General features: G+C 74.8%; 19 protein-coding genes. 6 read left to right on the top strand and 13 right to left on the bottom strand.

Features of this window, described 5'->3' with window-relative positions:
* Positions 1 to 66 precede the first annotated feature (66 nt).
* Complete coding sequence (locus tag AB0O40_RS04530) at positions 67 to 801, top strand: tyrosine-protein phosphatase (protein WP_365035541.1); 735 nt, start codon at positions 67 to 69, stop codon at positions 799 to 801.
* Between the two features lie 13 nt (positions 802 to 814).
* On the opposite strand, the gene AB0O40_RS04525 is transcribed toward AB0O40_RS04530, so the two are convergent.
* Positions 815 to 1,204 carry a VOC family protein gene (locus tag AB0O40_RS04525; protein WP_365035539.1) on the bottom strand — a complete coding sequence of 130 codons (390 nt, stop codon included), beginning with the start codon at positions 1,202 to 1,204 and terminating at the stop codon, positions 815 to 817.
* A 55-nt stretch (positions 1,205 to 1,259) separates the two neighbouring features.
* Here AB0O40_RS04525 and AB0O40_RS04520 point away from each other — a divergent pair, with 55 nt between their 5' ends.
* Both AB0O40_RS04520 and AB0O40_RS04515 read left to right on the top strand, forming a co-directional pair.
* Positions 1,260 to 1,700, top strand: coding sequence for a MarR family transcriptional regulator (locus AB0O40_RS04520; RefSeq protein WP_365035537.1), 441 nt, complete (start codon positions 1,260 to 1,262; stop codon positions 1,698 to 1,700).
* 186 nt (positions 1,701 to 1,886) lie between these two features.
* The gene (locus AB0O40_RS04515; RefSeq protein ID WP_365035536.1) at positions 1,887 to 3,707 is read left to right on the top strand and encodes a S8 family serine peptidase; all 1,821 of its coding nucleotides are present in this window, start codon (positions 1,887 to 1,889) and stop codon (positions 3,705 to 3,707) included.
* A 57-nt stretch (positions 3,708 to 3,764) separates the two neighbouring features.
* Here AB0O40_RS04515 and AB0O40_RS04510 read toward each other — a convergent pair whose 3' ends face one another.
* The gene (locus tag AB0O40_RS04510) at positions 3,765 to 4,130 is read right to left on the bottom strand and encodes a cupin domain-containing protein (protein ID WP_365035534.1); all 366 of its coding nucleotides are present in this window, start codon (positions 4,128 to 4,130) and stop codon (positions 3,765 to 3,767) included.
* A gap of 93 nt (positions 4,131 to 4,223) precedes the next feature.
* Positions 4,224 to 4,826 (bottom strand): ATP-dependent DNA ligase, encoded by a 603-nt coding sequence (locus tag AB0O40_RS04505; protein WP_365035532.1) that lies wholly within the window; start codon positions 4,824 to 4,826, stop codon positions 4,224 to 4,226.
* Between the two features lie 201 nt (positions 4,827 to 5,027).
* Between AB0O40_RS04505 and AB0O40_RS04500 the strand changes: the two genes are divergently transcribed.
* Positions 5,028 to 5,468 carry a hypothetical protein gene (locus tag AB0O40_RS04500; RefSeq protein ID WP_365035531.1) on the top strand — a complete coding sequence of 147 codons (441 nt, stop codon included), beginning with the start codon at positions 5,028 to 5,030 and terminating at the stop codon, positions 5,466 to 5,468.
* A 32-nt stretch (positions 5,469 to 5,500) separates the two neighbouring features.
* Here AB0O40_RS04500 and AB0O40_RS04495 read toward each other — a convergent pair whose 3' ends face one another.
* From AB0O40_RS04495 to AB0O40_RS04485, 3 genes are all read right to left on the bottom strand, one after another.
* Positions 5,501 to 6,286, bottom strand: coding sequence for a VOC family protein (locus tag AB0O40_RS04495; protein ID WP_365035529.1), 786 nt, complete (start codon positions 6,284 to 6,286; stop codon positions 5,501 to 5,503).
* A 147-nt stretch (positions 6,287 to 6,433) separates the two neighbouring features.
* Entirely contained in the window at positions 6,434 to 7,126 is a 693-nt protein-coding gene (locus AB0O40_RS04490) for a response regulator (protein ID WP_365035527.1), read from the bottom strand.
* Positions 7,123 to 8,721: a sensor histidine kinase gene (locus AB0O40_RS04485; RefSeq protein WP_365035525.1), complete on the bottom strand. Its 1,599-nt coding sequence runs from the start codon at positions 8,719 to 8,721 to the stop codon at positions 7,123 to 7,125. The genes AB0O40_RS04490 and AB0O40_RS04485 overlap by 4 nt, the downstream gene beginning before the upstream one ends.
* Positions 8,722 to 8,860: 139 nt before the next feature.
* On the opposite strand from AB0O40_RS04485, the gene AB0O40_RS04480 reads away from it, so the two are divergent.
* Complete coding sequence (locus tag AB0O40_RS04480) at positions 8,861 to 10,258, top strand: cation:dicarboxylase symporter family transporter (protein WP_365035523.1); 1,398 nt, start codon at positions 8,861 to 8,863, stop codon at positions 10,256 to 10,258.
* A 289-nt stretch (positions 10,259 to 10,547) separates the two neighbouring features.
* Positions 10,548 to 12,218 carry a sigma-70 family RNA polymerase sigma factor gene (locus AB0O40_RS04475; RefSeq protein ID WP_365035521.1) on the top strand — a complete coding sequence of 557 codons (1,671 nt, stop codon included), beginning with the start codon at positions 10,548 to 10,550 and terminating at the stop codon, positions 12,216 to 12,218.
* 91 nt (positions 12,219 to 12,309) lie between these two features.
* Here the strand turns inward: AB0O40_RS04475 and AB0O40_RS04470 are convergent, their stop codons facing one another.
* The 7 genes from AB0O40_RS04470 to AB0O40_RS04440 all read right to left on the bottom strand — a co-directional run bounded on the left by AB0O40_RS04470 (position 12,310) and on the right by AB0O40_RS04440 (position 16,736).
* A complete protein-coding gene (locus AB0O40_RS04470; RefSeq protein WP_365035519.1) occupies positions 12,310 to 12,684 on the bottom strand; it encodes a hypothetical protein in 375 nt (124 codons plus the stop codon).
* 132 nt (positions 12,685 to 12,816) lie between these two features.
* On the bottom strand, positions 12,817 to 13,263 hold the full coding sequence (locus tag AB0O40_RS04465; protein WP_365035517.1) for a roadblock/LC7 domain-containing protein: 447 nt from the start codon (positions 13,261 to 13,263) through the stop codon (positions 12,817 to 12,819).
* Positions 13,264 to 13,309: 46 nt separating this feature from the next.
* On the bottom strand, positions 13,310 to 14,101 hold the full coding sequence (locus AB0O40_RS04460) for a transcriptional regulator (RefSeq protein ID WP_365035515.1): 792 nt from the start codon (positions 14,099 to 14,101) through the stop codon (positions 13,310 to 13,312).
* Positions 14,098 to 14,502 carry a hypothetical protein gene (locus AB0O40_RS04455; RefSeq protein WP_365035513.1) on the bottom strand — a complete coding sequence of 135 codons (405 nt, stop codon included), beginning with the start codon at positions 14,500 to 14,502 and terminating at the stop codon, positions 14,098 to 14,100. Before AB0O40_RS04455 ends, AB0O40_RS04460 begins: the two co-directional genes overlap by 4 nt.
* Positions 14,503 to 14,739: 237 nt before the next feature.
* On the bottom strand, positions 14,740 to 15,432 hold the full coding sequence (locus tag AB0O40_RS04450; protein ID WP_365035511.1) for a (2Fe-2S)-binding protein: 693 nt from the start codon (positions 15,430 to 15,432) through the stop codon (positions 14,740 to 14,742).
* Between the two features lie 146 nt (positions 15,433 to 15,578).
* Positions 15,579 to 16,241, bottom strand: coding sequence for a hypothetical protein (locus tag AB0O40_RS04445; RefSeq protein ID WP_365035509.1), 663 nt, complete (start codon positions 16,239 to 16,241; stop codon positions 15,579 to 15,581).
* An 81-nt stretch (positions 16,242 to 16,322) separates the two neighbouring features.
* Complete coding sequence (locus AB0O40_RS04440; RefSeq protein WP_365035507.1) at positions 16,323 to 16,736, bottom strand: DUF6114 domain-containing protein; 414 nt, start codon at positions 16,734 to 16,736, stop codon at positions 16,323 to 16,325.
* Between the last annotated feature and the right edge of the window lies 1 nt (position 16,737).

The following is a 16,737-nucleotide window of genomic DNA, read 5'->3' as shown; positions in this document are numbered from 1 at the left end:
GCCATGGCCCCGTACCACGCCCGCCGGCCTCCCGGGCCGGCCGCCCAGGAGCCTAGGGTGGGCTCCATGATCAGACACATAGGGTTCGAGCGGCTGCACAACTTCCGTGATCTGGGCGGGTACCGGACCGCGGACGGGCGCAGCGTGCGGTGGGGGCGGCTGTACCGGTCGGACTCGCTGGCCAAGCTGGCCGGGGCGGACTGGGAGCGGTTCCTGGGGCTCGGCATCGGCACCGTCATCGACCTGCGCTACCCCTGGGAGATCGCCGCGAAGGGCCGGGTCCCCGAGTCGGATTCCTTCGCGTACGCCAATCTGAGCGTCGAGCACCGCCCGTACGACCAGGCCGAGATCGACCCGGAGCTCGACCCCTGGCGGTACCTGGCCGACCGGTACGCCGAGGTGGCCCTGGACGGGGCCGTGGAGTTGCGGACGGCCCTGGAGCTGATCGCCGACGGCGAGCGGCCCCAGGTCTTCCACTGCGCCTCGGGCAAGGACCGCACGGGACTGCTGGCCGCGCTGGTGCTGCTGCTCCTGGGGGTGCCGCAGGACACGGTGGCGGCGGACTTCGCCCTCACCGAGCTGGCCACCGCACGGCTGCTCGCCGACTGGGAGGCCGCCAACCCCGGCCGCACCATGCGCTGGCCGGGTTACGGCCGGGCCCCGGAGGAGGTCATCCGGCTCTTCCTCGCCGACCTGCGCACGACGTACGGCTCGGTCGAGGCCTACGCCACCGGGCACCTCGGCGTCGACCCGTCGCTGCTGCCCCGGCTCCGCGACCGCCTCCTGGAGCCGGCGGTCTGAGGCCGGGCGCCGGTCAGTACGACTGGAGTTCCCAGAGGTTGCCCTCCGGGTCGCGGACGTGGGCGGTGCGCAGGGTGGGGCCCCAGTCGGGCCGGTCGGCGGGGGCGGCCGCCGGGCGCGCCCCGGCGGCCAGGCAGCGGGCGTGCGCCGCGTCCACGTCGGCGACCCGGCTGACCAGCAGGGCGCCGCCGGCGGCCGGGGGTTCGACCCCGAGGGCGGCGGCCATCGCGGCCCGGTCGAAGAGGGCCAGCAGCCCCTCGGTGCCCAGGTCCCAGGAGGCGTAGGGGCCCGCCTCGGTCCCCCCGGCGCGGGTGGCGCCGAGCAGTCCGGGCAGCAGGGTGTCGTAGAAGCGGAAGGTCTCGGCGAACCGGTCCGCCATCAGGCGGGGGTGCAGGGCGTCCATGCGCACTCCGAAGATAGGTGTCCACCAACGATTGGGCTCACCCTACAATCCGCCCATGCGCCAATCCCCGCCGAGTCTGACCGAGTTGACGACCTACCTGCTCTCCCGCACCGGCAAGAGCGCCCGGGGCCTGCTGGGCGCCCGGCTGGCCGCGCGCGGACTGCGGCTGTGGCACATGGCGGTGCTGGCCGCGCTCGCGGACTTCGGCCCGCACGCCCAGCGGGACCTGGCCGACCGGCTCGGGATCCACCCGAGCGACACCGCCAAGGTGCTCGAGGAACTGTCCGGTTCCGGGTACGTGGCGCGGGAGCGGGATCCGGCCGACCGGCGGCGGCTGGTGGTGACCTTGACCGAGGAGGGCCGGGCGGAGCTCGCGGAACTGACCGGGGAGGCGGTGCGGGTGCGGGACGAGGTCCTGGCACCGCTCACCGAAGCGGAGCGGGCCGTCCTGCACGGGCTGCTGGCGCGGGTGCACGCGGGGCTGCCGCGGCCGTGACGGCCGGACCGGCGCGCTCCGGGACACCGGGCCCCGAGCCGCCCCCTAAAGGATCAACTTTGGCGCGAACCCGACGGGAAAACAAGGCACTTCCCTAACTGGGCATGTACGTGACATCTTGCGTCCACCCCTTTAGTGATCCGCCCGCCCGGTGCCACCAGCACCGACGGGCCCATGGAGGACGCTTTGACTCCCCACATATCCCGTCGACTGCGCCGCACCGCGGTCGCCGTCGCCGCGCTCAGTGCCGCCGCCTTCGCGACCCCCTCGGTCGTCGCCCAGGCCGCCCAGGCATCGGACACTCCGCGCGCCCTGGCAAAGTCCGCCCCTTCCACCACGACCGCGAAGTCCGCCAAGGCCGGTACGGCCTGGGTCGCGGGCACCCGCGCCTACCTCGTCATCACCGCCGCGGGCGACACCTCGGCGGTCCGCACCGCCGTCGCCAACAACGGCGGCACCGTCTTCGCCTCGTACGACGCCATCGGCGTCATCGTGGCGCACTCGGCCTCGTCCTCCTTCGCCGCGACCATGCGCGGCGTCTCCGGCGTCCAGCAGGTGGGTGCGACCCGTACCTCTGACGTCCCGGCCGACGCCTACAACCCGGCGCTGCCCACCACGCCGAGCCAGTCGGCGACCACGCTGACCGAGACCAACCGCTGGGACATGACCCAGATCAAGGCCGACCAGGCCTGGGCCGTCTCCACCGGCTCGCCCTCGGTCAAGGTCGGCGTGCTCGACACCGGCGTGGACGACCTGCACCAGGACATCGCGCCGAACTTCGACGCGGCCGACTCGGCCTCCTGCGCCTACGGCAAGGCGGACGCCCGCACCGGCGCCTGGCGTGACGTGGACACCCACGGCACCCACGTGGCGGGCACCATCGCCGCCGCCAAGAACGGCAAGGGCGTGGTCGGCGTCGCCCCGGGCGTGAAGATCGCCTCGGTGCGCATCGCGGAGCCGGGCTCCACGCTCTTCTTCGCCGAGAACACCGTCTGCGGCTTCATGTGGGCCGGTGACCACGGCTTCAAGGTCACCAACAACAGCTACTACACGGACCCGTGGCAGTTCAACTGCCCCGACAACATCGACCAGGCCGCCATCATCGAGGGCGTCCGGCGGGCGCAGGCCTACGCCGAGGGCAAGGGCTCGCTCCAGGTCGCGGCGGCCGGCAACTCGAACATCGACCTGGCCAACAAGACCACCGACACCGAGAGCCCCAACGACTCGACGCCGGTGACCCGCACCATCACCAACGCCTGCCTCGACATCCCGACCGAACTCCCGGGCGTGGTCACGGTGTCGGCCATGGGCAGCGGCAACGTCAAGGCCTCGTACTCCAACTTCGGCAAGGACGTCATCGACGTCTCCGCGCCGGGCGGCGACGGTGCCAACGGCGTCTACTCCACCCTCCCGGGCGGCAAGTACGGCACCAAGAGCGGTACCTCGATGGCCTCGCCGCACGTGGCGGGCGTGGCCGCGCTGATCGCCAGCGCCAACCCGGCCTTCACCCCGGCCGACATCCGCACCGCGCTGTCCACCCAGGCCAACGACACCGCCTGCCCCTCGGACAGCCGCTGCACCGGCACCACGGCGAAGAACGGCTTCTTCGGCGAGGGACAGGTCGACGCGCTCAAGGCGGTGGGCGGCACCGTCCCGCCCACCGGCACGTACTTCGAGAACACCGGCGACGTCACCGTCAACGACAACGCCACGGTCGAGAGCCCGATCACCGTCTCGGGCGTCACGGGCAACGCCCCGGCCACGCTGAAGGTCGGCGTGGACATCAAGCACACCTACCGCGGCGACCTGGTCGTCTCGCTGGTGGCCCCGGACGGCTCGGTCTACCTGCTGGAGGACTTCCCCAACAGCGACTCCGCCGACAACGTCATCAAGACGTACACGGTCAACGCCTCGTCCGAGGTGGCCAACGGCACCTGGAAGCTGCGGGTGCAGGACATCGCCTCCCAGGACACCGGCAAGATCGACGCCTGGAACCTGACCTTCTAGTCGGCTCCGGAGCGACAGCGAGCGGGCGCCCGGCCGACCGGGCGCCCGCTGCGCGTGTCAGGCCCGCTTCGCGTAGTCGCCGTACCCGGTCCAGTCGATCGCCTCCGCGGCCTCGTCCCCGACCACCCAGGCGTCGTGTCCGGGCGCGATGACCATGAAGTCGCCCGGGCCGTAGTCCTCCTCGGCGCCGTCGTCCATGACGACCTTCATCCGGCCCCGGACCATGTAGCCCGTGTGCGCGGACTGGCAACTGTCGGTCCCTGCGATGGGCTTGACGTGCTTGGACCACTGCCAGCCCGGCTCGAAGACCGCGCGCCCCACCTGGCCGGCGTCGCTGTTGAGCACATCGAGCCGTCCCATGCCGCCCTCGAAGGGGCGGGTCTCATCCGGGGAGTCGAAACTCCGGCGCACTATCGCAGCCATACCAACCGCCTCCCGGCGGGCAACCGAGTGTCCCCGAGTCCAGTTCCAGATTACGCCCGGGGGACCCGCCCCTCATGTGCGCGGCGGCGCTCCTCAGCCCGGCTGCCGCAGCCGCAGCCAGCTGCCCTCGCCGGCACGGTACGGCGCGTCCGCGGGCTTGGCCAGCACCCCCGGCACACCCTGCTCGCGCAGCGACTCGTACCAGAACAGCGCCGTGCCGTGGTCGTCGGTGGCCGGTACCGGGCGCAGCGCGGGCCCGGCGTCCTCCAGCAGGTCGAGCAGGAGCAGCCGGCGCTCCGCGTAGCCGAGATCGCGCACGTCGCCGTGGTCGGGGTGGGCCAGCAGGTCGAAGGGGGCGTAGCCGGCCGGCGGGCCGTCCGGGGCCGGTGCCTCCCCGGCCGCCCGGGCCCGGGCGGCGGCCGGGTCCAGCCGGCCCGCCCGCCAGAACACGGCCGCGCCGTCCAGGACGGTGCCGGGCCGCAGCCCGGCGGCGGCGCCGGTGACCTCCGGCCAGGCCGCAGTGACGTTCCGCCCGGCGGCGTCGAGCAGGCGCACCCCCGCCCCGTCGGTTCCGGACGGGCGCTCCCGCAGCAGCAGGATGCGCTCGCCCGCGTACTCCGGCTCGTACCACCAGCCGGGGCCGTCGGGCAGCGCGGACACGGTGGTGGCCGAGGCGGGCCGCAAAATGATCTCCACCCGCCCAGCATGCTGATCTTCACGCCCCGCGCCACCCCGACGTGCCCGCAGGTGGCGCGTTCGGCCCTGCCCCCACACACCCGTCGGCCCAGCCGCCCCGCCACACCGCTCCACCGCCGCGGATCCACCCGCCCCGGCGCGGGTCCGGAACGGCCGCCGCGTGGCAGCATGGGAGCATGACGACCCGCTGCCGAAAGGCCCATGGCGCGTAAGCCGCCCGGCGCGCTGCGCGCCGCCGACCGCCGTCGCGGGGGCGCACTCCCCCGGCCGCTGCCGCCGCTGCTGCCCGCCCTCTCCTCCCTCGCCGACCTGGCCGTGCGACGCGCTGAGCGCCGGTGCCTGTGGCCCGGCGCCACCGCCGAGGCGCTGGCGGAGTACCGCGACTTCATCCGCCGCCAGCCGGGCGGCGGGATGCTGGAGCTGGGCTCCATCTACTGCCCGTGCTGCCACCCGGCGGAGTTCCGCGACCGGCTGGCGCTGGTGCTCGAGCGCCTGCCGGCCGGGCCGCGCCGCGAGCTGGCGGGGCTGGTGGCCCCCCTGGACGAGGAGTTCCGGCGGCGCACCCGCCACGACCCCGGTGCCCGGGCCCGGGGGCCCTGGTACGCGCGCCACTGGTGGCGGCAGCGGGTGATCGGGCACTGACCCCGGGCACCCAGAGGGCGGATCCGGTCCGGTCAGTCGGTGATGCGCGGGGTGGTGACCGTGAAGAGGCCGCCGTCCGGGTCTCGGAGGGTGGTCCAGCGGTTGGCCGCGTCGGTGTGCAGGGGCGTGACGGCGCCGCCGCCGAGGGCGGTGGCGGCCTCGACCGCCTCCTCGACGTCCGCGACCCGGAAGTGGACGTGCCAGCGGGGCCGGACCTGCGGGTCGGGGGCCTCCTCCACGGCGCCGCCGCGCAGCCGGGCCACCGGCGCGCCGGCGTGCCGCAGCACCACCTGGTCCTGCTCGTAGGCCACCTCGCAGCAGCCCTTGCGGTCGCCGGCCCACTCCAGGACCTCGCCGTAGAACATCGCCGCGGCGAACGCGTCGCGGGTGGAGAGCTCCAGGCAGACGGGGGCGTGGCTGCGGCCCACCGCCCAGTCCCGGATCACCTCGCCCTGCCAGATCCCGAAGACCGCGCCGTCCTGGTCGGCGGCGAGCGCGGCCCGGCCGATGCCGTAGGAGAGGGGGCCCACCGCGACGGTGGCTCCGCGTTCGCGAATGCGCGCCGCGGTGACGTCGGCGTCCTCCACGGCGAAGTACGGCGTCCAGGCCACGGAGATCGCCAGCCGCTCGGTGAGCGCCCCGAGACCGGCCACCGGGACGCCGTCGAGGAAGGCCACGCTGAAGGCGTCGCCCAGGCGGGCCGGGCGGAACCGCCACCCGAGGACCGCGCCGTAGAACTCCTGCGCGGCCTGGAGGTCCCGGGCCGCCAGACTGACCCAGCACGGCGCACCGAACACATCACGGCTCGAGGCGGGCACGACCGGTCACCCCCAATAGGCACGGGCACATTGCTGGTGCCAACGCTACCCCGGACCGGCCCCGGTACTCGTGAGGCGCCTGGGGCAGTCGGTTCGCGCCGCCGCCCGGGGCCGGGCGGGGCGGGCCGGAACCCTGCTGTCCGCCCGCTACCGCGCCGGCCGCCAGCGGTACTGCAGCTCGGGCCGCCCGACCTGGCCGTACTGGGGGCTGCGGGCGGCCCGCTCCGTCTCGACGAGGTGTTCCAGGTACCGGCGGGCGGTGATCCGGGAGATCCCGGCGCTCTCGGCCAGCGCGGCGGCGGTCAGCCCCTCCCCGGCGGCCCGCAGCAAGGTGGTGACCCGCTCCAGGGTCGGGGCACTGAGCCCCTTGGGGAGGGCCGCCGGCTGCGGGGCGCGGAGCGCGGAGAAGGCCCGGTCCACGTCGTCCTGGCCGCCGGCCTCGCCGTCCGCCGCGGCGCTGCGGAAGGCCGCGTACCGCAGCAGCCGGTCGCGCAGGGTGGTGAAGACGAAGGGCTTCAGGACGTACTGGACCACGCCCAGGGCCACGCTCTCGCGGACCACGGCCAGCTCCCGCGCGGAGGTCACCACCATCACGTCCGCGGGGTAGCCGGCCGCCCTCAGCCCCCGGGCCAGTCGCAGGCCGTGCCCGTCGGGCAGGTACAGGTCGAGCAGCAGCAGGTCGACCGGGCCGCGCTCCAGGGCGCGCCGGGCCTCGGCGGCGGAGTGGCAGACCCCGGCGACGGCGAAGCCGGGGACCCGGCTCACGTAGAGGGCGTGGGCGTCGGCGGCCACCGGGTCGTCCTCGACGACCAGCACCCTGATCTCCGCCGCGCCGGTCACGGCCGCGCTCCGGTCGCCGCCGGCAGCCGGACGGTGAAGCGGGCGCCGCCGCCGTCCGCCGGACCGGCCTCCACGGTGCCGCCGTGCCGGTGCACGGTCTGCCGGACCAGGGCCAGGCCCAGCCCCCGGCCGGGCCCCTTGCCCGACCAGCCGCGGCGGAACACCTCGGAACCGGCGGGCAGGCCCGGGCCGTTGTCGCAGACCTCCAGCAGGAGGCCGGCCGGGTCGCCGGCGGTGCGGGCGGTGACCGTGACCCGCGCCCCGGGGGTACCGGTCACGGCGTCGACGGCGTTGTCGACCAGGTTGCCCAGGACGGTGACCAGGTCCCGGGTGGGCAGCGGGCCGGCGCCCCCGGTCAGCTCCTCGCCCTCCGACCCGGGTGTGACGACCAGTTCGACGCCGCGTTCGTGGGCCTGGGCGGCCTTGCCGAGCAGCAGGGCCGCCAGCACCGGCTCGCCGACCGCGGCCACCACCTGGTCGGTGAGGGACTGGGCGAGTTCGAGTTCGGCGGTGGCGAAGTCCAGGGCCTCCTGGGTGCGGCCCAGTTCGATCAGGGAGACGACGGTGTGCAGCCGGTTGGCGGCCTCGTGGGCCTGGGAGCGCAGGGCCTGGGTGAAGCCGCGTTCGTGGTCCAGTTCACCGGCCAGCGACTGCAGTTCGGTGTGGTCGCGCAGGGTGACCACGGTGCCCCGGCGGCCGGCGCTGGAGACCGGGGAGGTGTTGACCACCAGCACCCGCTCGGCGCTCAGGTGGACCTCGTCGACCCGGGGTTCGGCGGCCAGCAGGGCGCCGGTCAGCGGCGCCGGCAGCCCGAGCTCGGCGACGTTGCGGCCCAGCACCGGCCCCGGCCCCAGGCCCAGCAGCTCCCGGGCGCCGTCGTTGACCAGGGAGATCCGGCGCTGTCCGTCGAGCAGCAGCAGCCCCTCGCGGACGGCGTGCAGGGCCGCCTCGTGGTAGTCATACATGCGGCTGAGCTCGGCGGCGTTCATGCCGTGGGTGTGGCGCCGCAGCCGGGCGTTGACCACGTACGTGCCCAGACCGCCGAGACCGAGGGCGGCGGCCGCGACCCAGCCGAGCAGGGCGAGCCGGCGGCCGAGCCGGTCGCTGACCGCGTCGACGGTGATGCCGGCGGCGACCAGCCCGGTGATCTTCCCGCCGTCCTCGATGGGGGTGACCACCCGGATCGAGGGGCCGAGGGTGCCCGTGTAGGTCTCGCTGAAGGTCCGGCCGTGCAGGGCGGGGCCGGTGTTGCCGAGGAAGCGCTCGCCGATCCGCCGGGGGTCGCGGTGGGTCCAGCGCACCCCGGTGATGTCCATGATCGTGACGAAGTCCACGCCGGAGTCGGCCCGGACCCGCTCGGCGTACGGCTGGAGCGCCCGGGAGGGGTCGGGGCCCCGGACGGCCTCGTGCACGGAGGGCGAGTCGGCCACGGCGCGGGCCACCGCCCGGGCCTGGAGCCCGGCCGCGTCCTCGGCCTGCCGGCGGGCGGTGGCGTAGGCGTAGACCGCGCACCCGGCCACCACCACCGCGATCAGCACCGCCTGCACGGCGAACAGCTGGCCGGCGAGGCTGCGCGGGCGCGGGATGCGGAACATGGCGGTCAGTCTGCCCCGGCCGGTGAACGAAATGAACGCAAGGGTGACCGCGGTCACAACGGGAGGCGATAGTCACCGGGACCCCCCGCCGGATCCCACGGGCGGGCCGGTCGGCAGATGTGCGATCGAAGGAGAGACCGTGGCCGTCAAGCCGGACGACACCCCGCAGCAGCGGGCCGGCGGGGACCGACCCCGCCGGGACCGTACCCACTTCCTCTACCTGGCGGTGATCGGCGCGGTCCTGCTGGGCATCGTGACCGGGCTGGCCGCGCCCGGGGTGGCGGTGGAGCTGAAGCCGCTGGGCACCGGTTTCGTGAACCTGATCAAGATGATGATCTCCCCGATCATCTTCTGCACGATCGTGCTGGGCGTGGGCTCGGTCCGCAAGGCGGCCAAGGTCGGCGCCGTCGGCGGGCTGGCCCTCGGCTACTTCATGGTGATGTCCACGGTCGCGCTGGCCATCGGCCTGCTGGTGGGCAACCTGCTGGAGCCGGGCAGCGGACTGCACCTGACCGAGGCGGTGCGCAGCGCCGGCGAGGCGCAGGCGAAGGCCGGCGGGGCGGAGTCGACGCAGGAGTTCCTGCTCGGGATCATCCCGACGACGATGGTGTCGGCCTTCACCGGGGGCGAGGTGCTGCAGACGCTGCTGGTGGCGCTGCTGTGCGGGTTCGCGCTGCAGGCGCTGGGCCCGGCGGGCGAGCCGGTGCTGCGCGGCGTCGGGCACGTCCAGCGGCTGGTGTTCCGGGTGCTGGCGATGATCATGTGGGCGGCGCCGGTGGGTGCCTTCGGCGCCATGGCGGCCGTGGTCGGCGCCACCGGGGTGGACGCCCTGAAGTCGCTGGGCGTGATCATGTTCGGCTTCTACACGACCTGCCTGCTCTTCGTCTTCGTGGTGCTGGGGACCCTGCTGCGGCTGGTGGCCGGGATCAGCGTCTTCGCCCTGCTGAAGTACCTGGGCCGGGAGTTCCTGCTGATCCTGTCCACCTCCTCCTCGGAGTCTGCGCTGCCGCGGCTGATCGCGAAGATGGAGCACCTGGGCGTCTCCAGGCCGGTGACCGGCATCACGGTGCCCACCGGCTACTCCTTCAACCTGGACGGCACCGCGATCTACCTGACGATGGCCTCGCTCTTCGTGGCCGAGGCGATGGACGACCCGCTCTCGCTCGGGGAGCAGTTCTCGCTGCTGGTCTTCATGGTGATCGCCTCCAAGGGCGCGGCCGGGGTCACCGGGGCCGGGCTGGCCACGCTGGCCGGCGGGCTCCAGTCGCACCGCCCGGAGCTGGTCGACGGGGTCGGGCTGATCGTCGGCATCGACCGCTTCATGAGCGAGGCCCGGGCGCTGACCAACTTCGCGGGCAATGCCGTGGCGACCGTGCTGGTCGGCACCTGGACCAAGGAGTTCGACCGGGCCCGGGCGGCCGAGGTGCTGGCCGGCCGGCTGCCCTTCGACGAGCGGACCCTGCTGGACGAGCACGGGACGGCGGCGCCCGAGGCCGCGGACACCGCCGTCCCCGAACCGCGGAAGCTGCCCGCCTGACCTGCGGTTTCCCCTACCGCGCCGGGCCGTGGCCCGGCGCCCCGGACCCCCCACGGGACCTCCGGGCCCCTCGGCGACGAGGGGCCCGGGGCTGTGGGCCGGGCCCGGCCCGGGGTAGCGTGTCGGCCGCCCGGTCGGGACGCGCCCGTCGCGGGCCGGGGCCGGCGGATGTGCGGCGGAGAAAAACGGAGCGGCAATTTCCGCGGTTTCCGTTATCGGGCGGGCGCCCGGCCGTCTCCCATGTGTTGGGCATCGACGAACGGCCGGGACAGGCAGGGTGGATCGGGATATGAGCGACAAGATCGGGACAGAGCTGGTCAGATCGGCGCAGAGCGGAGACCTGCGGGCGCAGGACGAGCTGATCGCCGCCTACCTGCCGCTGGTCTACAACATCGTGGGCCGTGCCATGAACGGCCACCACGACGTGGACGACGTGGTGCAGGAGACCATGCTGCGGGCCCTGGACGGGCTCGGCACGCTGCGCTCCCCCGACAGCTTCCGCTCCTGGCTCGTGGCCATCGCGATGAACGTCATCCGCAGCCACTGGCACACCCAGCAGGCCGGCTTCGGCTCCGGGCCGCTGGACGAGGCCCGGGAGCTGGCCGACCCGGGCGCCGACTTCGTGGACCTCACGGTCGTCCGGCTCAACCTCTCCGGACAGCGGCGCGAGACCGCCGAGGCGACCCGGTGGATGGAGCCCGAGGACAGCGCCCTGCTGTCCCTGTGGTGGCTGGAGTGCGCCGGGGAGCTGACCCGGCACGAGGTCGCCGCCGCCCTCGAGCTGTCCCCGCAGCACACCGCCGTGCGGGTGCAGCGCATGAAGGCACAGCTGGACGCCTCCCGCGTGGTGGTCCGGGCGCTCGCGGAGAACCCGCTGTGCCCCAGGCTGGCCGCCGAGACCGGCGTCTGGGACGGCCGGCCCTCCGCGCTGTGGCGCAAGCGAATAGCCCGGCACGCCCGGGCCTGCGCGCACTGCTCCGGCCTGTGGCACGGCCTGGTTCCCGCCGAGGGACTGCTCGCCGGGCTGCTGCTGGTCCCGCCGTCGGCGCTGCTGCTCGCCGGGGTGCGGGACGGCGCGGGCTTCGGCCTCGCCGCCGCCCCGGGCGCGATGCCTTCCGGACCGGCCACCGCGTCCATGCCGTCGTACGGTGCCGGGCCCGGGTCCTCGTACGGTGCCGGGCCCGGCGGCCCGGGGGCGAGCGCGGGCGGCCGCGGCGAGCGGCGCCGGCAGGCCCGCGGACGCCGCCGGCGGACCGCGGTGGCCGCGGGCGTGGCGGTGGTGGCGCTGGGCGGCGGGGTCTTCTACTTCGCCTCCGGGCCCCGGCAGGACACCGTGGACCAGGCGGACTCCCCCCGCGCCCAGGCGGCCCCGGCCAGCAGCCTCACCAGCGAGGAGCCCTCGGCTCCCGCCACCCCCTCGCCCAGCGCCTCCTCCGCCGCGCCCAGCCCGAGCCCCGCGAAGAGCAGCGCCGCCCCCACGCCGAAGGCCACGCCGAGCACCAAGGCGCCCGCCCCGCGCACCCCCGCCCCCAAGCCCCGGCCCTCCAGGTCCTCCGGCGGCACCTCCGGTTCCAGCTCCGGCTCCGGTACCGCCCGCAAGGTGATCGACCTGGTCAACGCCGAGCGCGCCAAGGCCGGTTGCGGACCGCTGACCTCCAACTCCCTGTTGACCAAGGCCGCCCAGGGGCACTCGGACGACATGGCGGCGCGGAACTTCTTCGACCACACCAACCCGGACGGCAAGAATCCGGGCGACCGCATCACGGCGGCCGGCTACCGCTGGTCGACGTACGGCGAGAACATCGCGATGGGCCAGCGGACCGCCGCGGACGTGATGGACGCCTGGATGAACAGCTCCGGCCACCGGGCGAACATCCTCAACTGCTCCTTCAAGGAGATCGGGATCGGCATCCACTCCGGCGGGGGCCCCTACTGGACGCAGGTGTTCGGGGCCCGCTGACCGCGCCCCGGGCATGACGCGGGGGCCGGCGCCCTCCTCGGCGCCGGCCCCCGCGACCGTCCCCCGCCCGTCGGACGGGCCCGGGCGGCGGTCAGACCTCCAGCTCGGCCTCGATCTTCCGCAACTGGTGGCGGGCCATGGCGAGGTTCGCGCGTTCCTTGTCCAGGGCCAGATAGAGGAAGAGGCCGTCGTGCCCCCGGCTCTTGAGCAGCCGGATCAGGTGGTACTGGCCGCCGAGGGTGATCAGCACGTCCTCGATCTCGTCCTTGAGGCCGAGCATCTCCATGGTGCGGACCTTGGCGCGGATCACGTCGGTGTTGCCCGCGGCGGCGACCGAGAGGTCGAGGTCCTTGCCGCCGCCGATCGTGCCCAGGGCCATGCCGCTGGTGTAGTCGACGAGGGCGGCGCCGATGGCGCCGTCGATGGTGGTGGTGGCTTCCTTGAGGGCGGCTTCGGTGTTCGCCATGAGCTACGCACTTCCTTTGATTGACACGTGCCCCGGCACGTGACGTGCCGCGCGACGTGGGACTTGATCGGGTGGATCGGGCACTGCGGGTCCGGTGCGGACGGGTCCTGCGTCCTGCGGGCGGTGCGGAGTTCAGGGGTCGCGGCGGGCCAGCGCCCCGTCGACCAGTTCGCCTATCCGCGCGCTGGACCGGCGCGCTTCGAGGTGCAGGCGGCCGACGTTGATCCGCGGTTCGGCGAGCAGGGTGAGGACCGCCGAGCCGCCCGCCGCGTAGGTGGCGACGTACCCGTCGGCGCCGCGCACCAGCAGCTCGCGGAAGTCGCCCTGGCCGGTGGCGTCGGTGAGCCGCTGGGCGACGCCGAGGGCGGCCGCGGTCAGCGCGGCGACTCCCTCGGCCTCGATGGCGGGCGTTTCCTGGGCGAGGACGAGTCCGTCCACGCTGGCGGCGAGCGCTCCGGTCAGCTGGGGCAGCCGGGCCCGCAACCGCCGCAGTTCACCGAGCACTTCTGGCTCTGCCGTCAAGAGCTGTCTCCTTTCATGCTGTCTCCTCTCGGCGCGCTGTCGCATCGGGAGCCTCATGACGGCGAACACGGGGCCTGGCCGACGGTGCCGGGCGAAGGGGCGGTCACAGGGTTGCCTCCAGGGCGTCACGGAGCCGACGGAGCAGGGCGACGTCCGGGGAGGCGACCTGCGTTACCCATCCGGGGAGGGATGAAGGAGGTGGGGGTTGGGGGTCGTACGGCGTCTCGACCAGGCCCGTGGCGGCGAGCCGGCGCACTTCCAGGAGGGTGTGGAAGGCGGGGCGGCCCAGCAGCCAGGACAGCGCGGCGGGGGTGCGCACGCCGTCGGCCGCGTCCAGGAGGGCCCGCTGGCGGGGGGTGACGGTCTGGCCGGGGGCCGCCTGCCGGGGCACCACGGGCGCGGTGTCGAGGGCCGGGTAGGGCCAGACGGTGTCCAGGAGCTCCCGGCGGCGCACCGTCTCCCGCTCGACGGCGCTGGCCGAGACGGAGCGGACGGAGCCGATCCAGTGGGTGGCGCCGCGCCGGAAGCGGGACGGCCCGCTGCCGGGGGCCAGGGCGAAGAAGGCGGCGTCGAAGACCGCGCCGAGGTGGCAGATCTCCAGCTCGCCGTCGGCCAGCCGGCCGCTCTCCACCAGGAAGCGGCCGACCTGGCGACGCGCCCCGGCCCGGTCCACGGCCTCCTGCCAGCCCTCCTTGGGCAGCCGCCCGCCCGCGGTGAGCAGCACGTCGATGCCGGGCGTGGCGGGGCTCTCGGCGTGGACGATCCGGCCGTCCTCGAGGAAGAGGGTGCCGCCGTCGCGCAGCAGCGCGCCGGTGGCTCTCTCGTCGGCGAGTCTCTGGAGCATCGGGGAGACGGTGATCGCGGCCGCGTGGGTGCCCGCGGTGTGCAGACTCATCCCAGCACCAGCCGCCCGGCGAGGTCGCGCATCCGGATCCGGGCCAGGGCCAGGTTGCCCGAGGTGCGGTCCAGCCACAGGTGGAGGAAGACGCTGCTGTCGAAGCTGGTCTCCACGAACCGCAGGACGTGGTAGCCGCTGCGGGTGCTGACGATCACGTCCTCGACCGGCGGGGCGCCGCCGGGGGCGTCCGCCTCTCCGGGGTCGCCGGCCGAGAAGGACTCGTACTCGGCGGCGGCGCGGGCCAGTTCGGCGGTCTCGGCCGCCGTGGTCTCGTGGTCGCCGACCGGCGACTCGCCGATGGTGCCCAGTGCGAGCCCGCTGCTCCAGTCGACCAGCGCGGCTCCCCGGGCACCGGGTACCGCCATCACCTCGAGCAGACACTCATCGATTCCGGGCACGCGGGCTCCCCTCCCAGCCGCCGTGCGCGCGGTGGGGCGCGTACCGGCGGCGACACAGACGCTACTGAACGTCCGCGGCGAGTTCGGGGGTTCTGGCAAATTCACTCGGAACATGCCGAAAATCTGCGGCCGGGGCCGGAACCAAACGGTCCGGCCCGGACTCAGTCGATCGCTGCCCGGCCTGCGGGCGGTCATGCCCGGACCGGGGACGGTTCCGCGGGCCGTGCCGGGACCGGGTCAGCTCCGGGTGCGCAGCACGCAGTCGCCGCACAGCCCGCCACCGGGGATCTTGTAGTACAGGCAGCAACTGCGCCGTACGAAGGCCGTGCCCAGCCCCTCCTCGTGGACGAACAGGGCGGCGGTGCCGGCCAGCGGGCCGTCGTCCGCCAGCAGCCGTCCGACCAGCGGGCCCGGCGGCTGTGCCAGGGGTCCGCCCCGGTTCTCCAGTACCCGCAGGGCGCCGACCAGGGCGGAGGCGGCGTTGCCGCGCAGGACGTGCGGGGAGAGCCCGAAGCCGGTGCGCAGCGCGGCGTCCAGCGGGCCGAGGTTGGCGGTGAGCACGGTGGCGGCCAGCGCCTCGGCGGGCTCCTCGGGCCGGGACACCGGTTCGGGCAGCCAGAGTTCGAGTGCGGCGCCGGGCGGCTGGCGCCACAGCAGCCGGTCGGGGTCGAGGTCGGGGACCCGGCCGGTGAGGGCGGCGGCGCCGAGGGCGACCGAGCAGAGCCGGGCGGCGAGGCCGAGGTGGGCGGTGGAGCCGGCCACCCGCAGCCGGTCGGTGCCCATCCGGCGGGCCACCTCGGCGACGTGCTCCGCGAGCCGGTCGGCGTACAGCTCGGTCAGCGGGCGCAGCCCGGACCCGGCCGGGGGCGGCCCGTAGCCGAGGGTGAAGTAGGGGCCGACGGCGGCCAGCCGGTCCAGGGTGTCGTTCACGGGAGGTCAGTATGCCGCCGGGCCGGGGACGGGCGGGGCGGCGGGGTACCGCGCGGGGACGGCGGTGCGGGTCCCGGGAGCCGCTCGGGGCGCCTCCCGGCGGCAGCCGGGGAGGGGTGGCTCCCGGGACCCGCGTCGGTCCGGGCTCAGCTGGTGACGTTGATCTGCTGGCTCGGGTTGGTGGTGTCGGTCACGAGGTACGTGGCCGTGAAGGTGGAGGTGGTGGCGCTGGTCGGACAGCCGAAGCCGCCGACGACCTTGACGGGCACCACGGCGCCGGCGAAGGCCAGCGACGGCGGGGCGCCGTTGGTCCAGGTGCCGGCGGCACCCGCGGGCGCCAGCGGCGCGGCGGTGACGGTGCAGGTGGCGAGCCCGCTGGTGTGCACGACCATGCCCCCGGTGGGCACGGTCATGGTCGCGGTGATCGGGGAGCCGTTCTGCATCGACACGCTCCAGGCCCCACTGGTGGTCACGGTGGCGCTGACCCCGGGGATGCTGGTGGTGCAGGAGCTGTACGTGGGCGGGGTGACGGGGGAGCTGACCGGGCCCGCGGCGTTGTGGTTGCCGGGGGCGGCCGGGACGGAGCCGGTGGAGACGGAGACCGAGCAGGTGACGGTCACCGAACCGGCCTTGAGGGTGGCCTTGCCGGTGAGGGTGGCCTTGAAGGCGTGCCCGGCCGGGGTCACGGTGGTGGACCCGGCGAGGGCGGGGGCGGCGGCCGCCGTGGTGCCGCTGAGGGCGCCGAGGGCGAGGCCGGCCGCGGCCGCGGTGGCGGCCAGGGCGGTGCGCGTGCGGGTGCGCGAGGTCATGACGGTGCTCCTTCTGGAGGGTGGGGGGCAGCCCGGACCGCCGGTACGCCGCCCGGGGGCGGCGCACCGGGGCGGGCCGGGTCAGCCTTCGGTGGTGACGGCGGCGGGATCCGCCGCCGGGGCCGCGGCGGCGGATGCCGCGGCGCGGGCGGCCGGTGGGGTCGGCCGCCAGGCGAAGATCAGGCCGCCGCCGAGGATCCCGAGGACGGTCCCGATCAGGAAGCCGCCCAGGTTCGACAGGACCAGGGCGGCACAGGCGATCAGCGTGGTCACGATCCCGGCCAGCGACCGGTAGTGGGGCGCGAACCAGGCCGAGAGGCCCATCAGGATCATGATCAGGCCCATCAGGACGGACGGGATCCCCGCGACGCCCTGGTGGAGCATGACCTTGAGCGGTGCCAGCGGCAGGGCGCAGATCTCCAGGCCCGCGAGGACCGTGAACAGCCCGCCCCAGAAGGGGCGGCTGCGGCGCCAGCGCCGCCAGGCCTTCGCCATG

Source organism: Streptomyces sp. NPDC089919, from assembly GCF_040684615.1.
GTDB lineage: Bacteria > Actinomycetota > Actinomycetes > Streptomycetales > Streptomycetaceae > Streptomyces.
The sequence above is the reverse complement of the archived record's forward strand: the minus strand, read 5'-3'. Positions and strand labels throughout refer to the sequence as shown.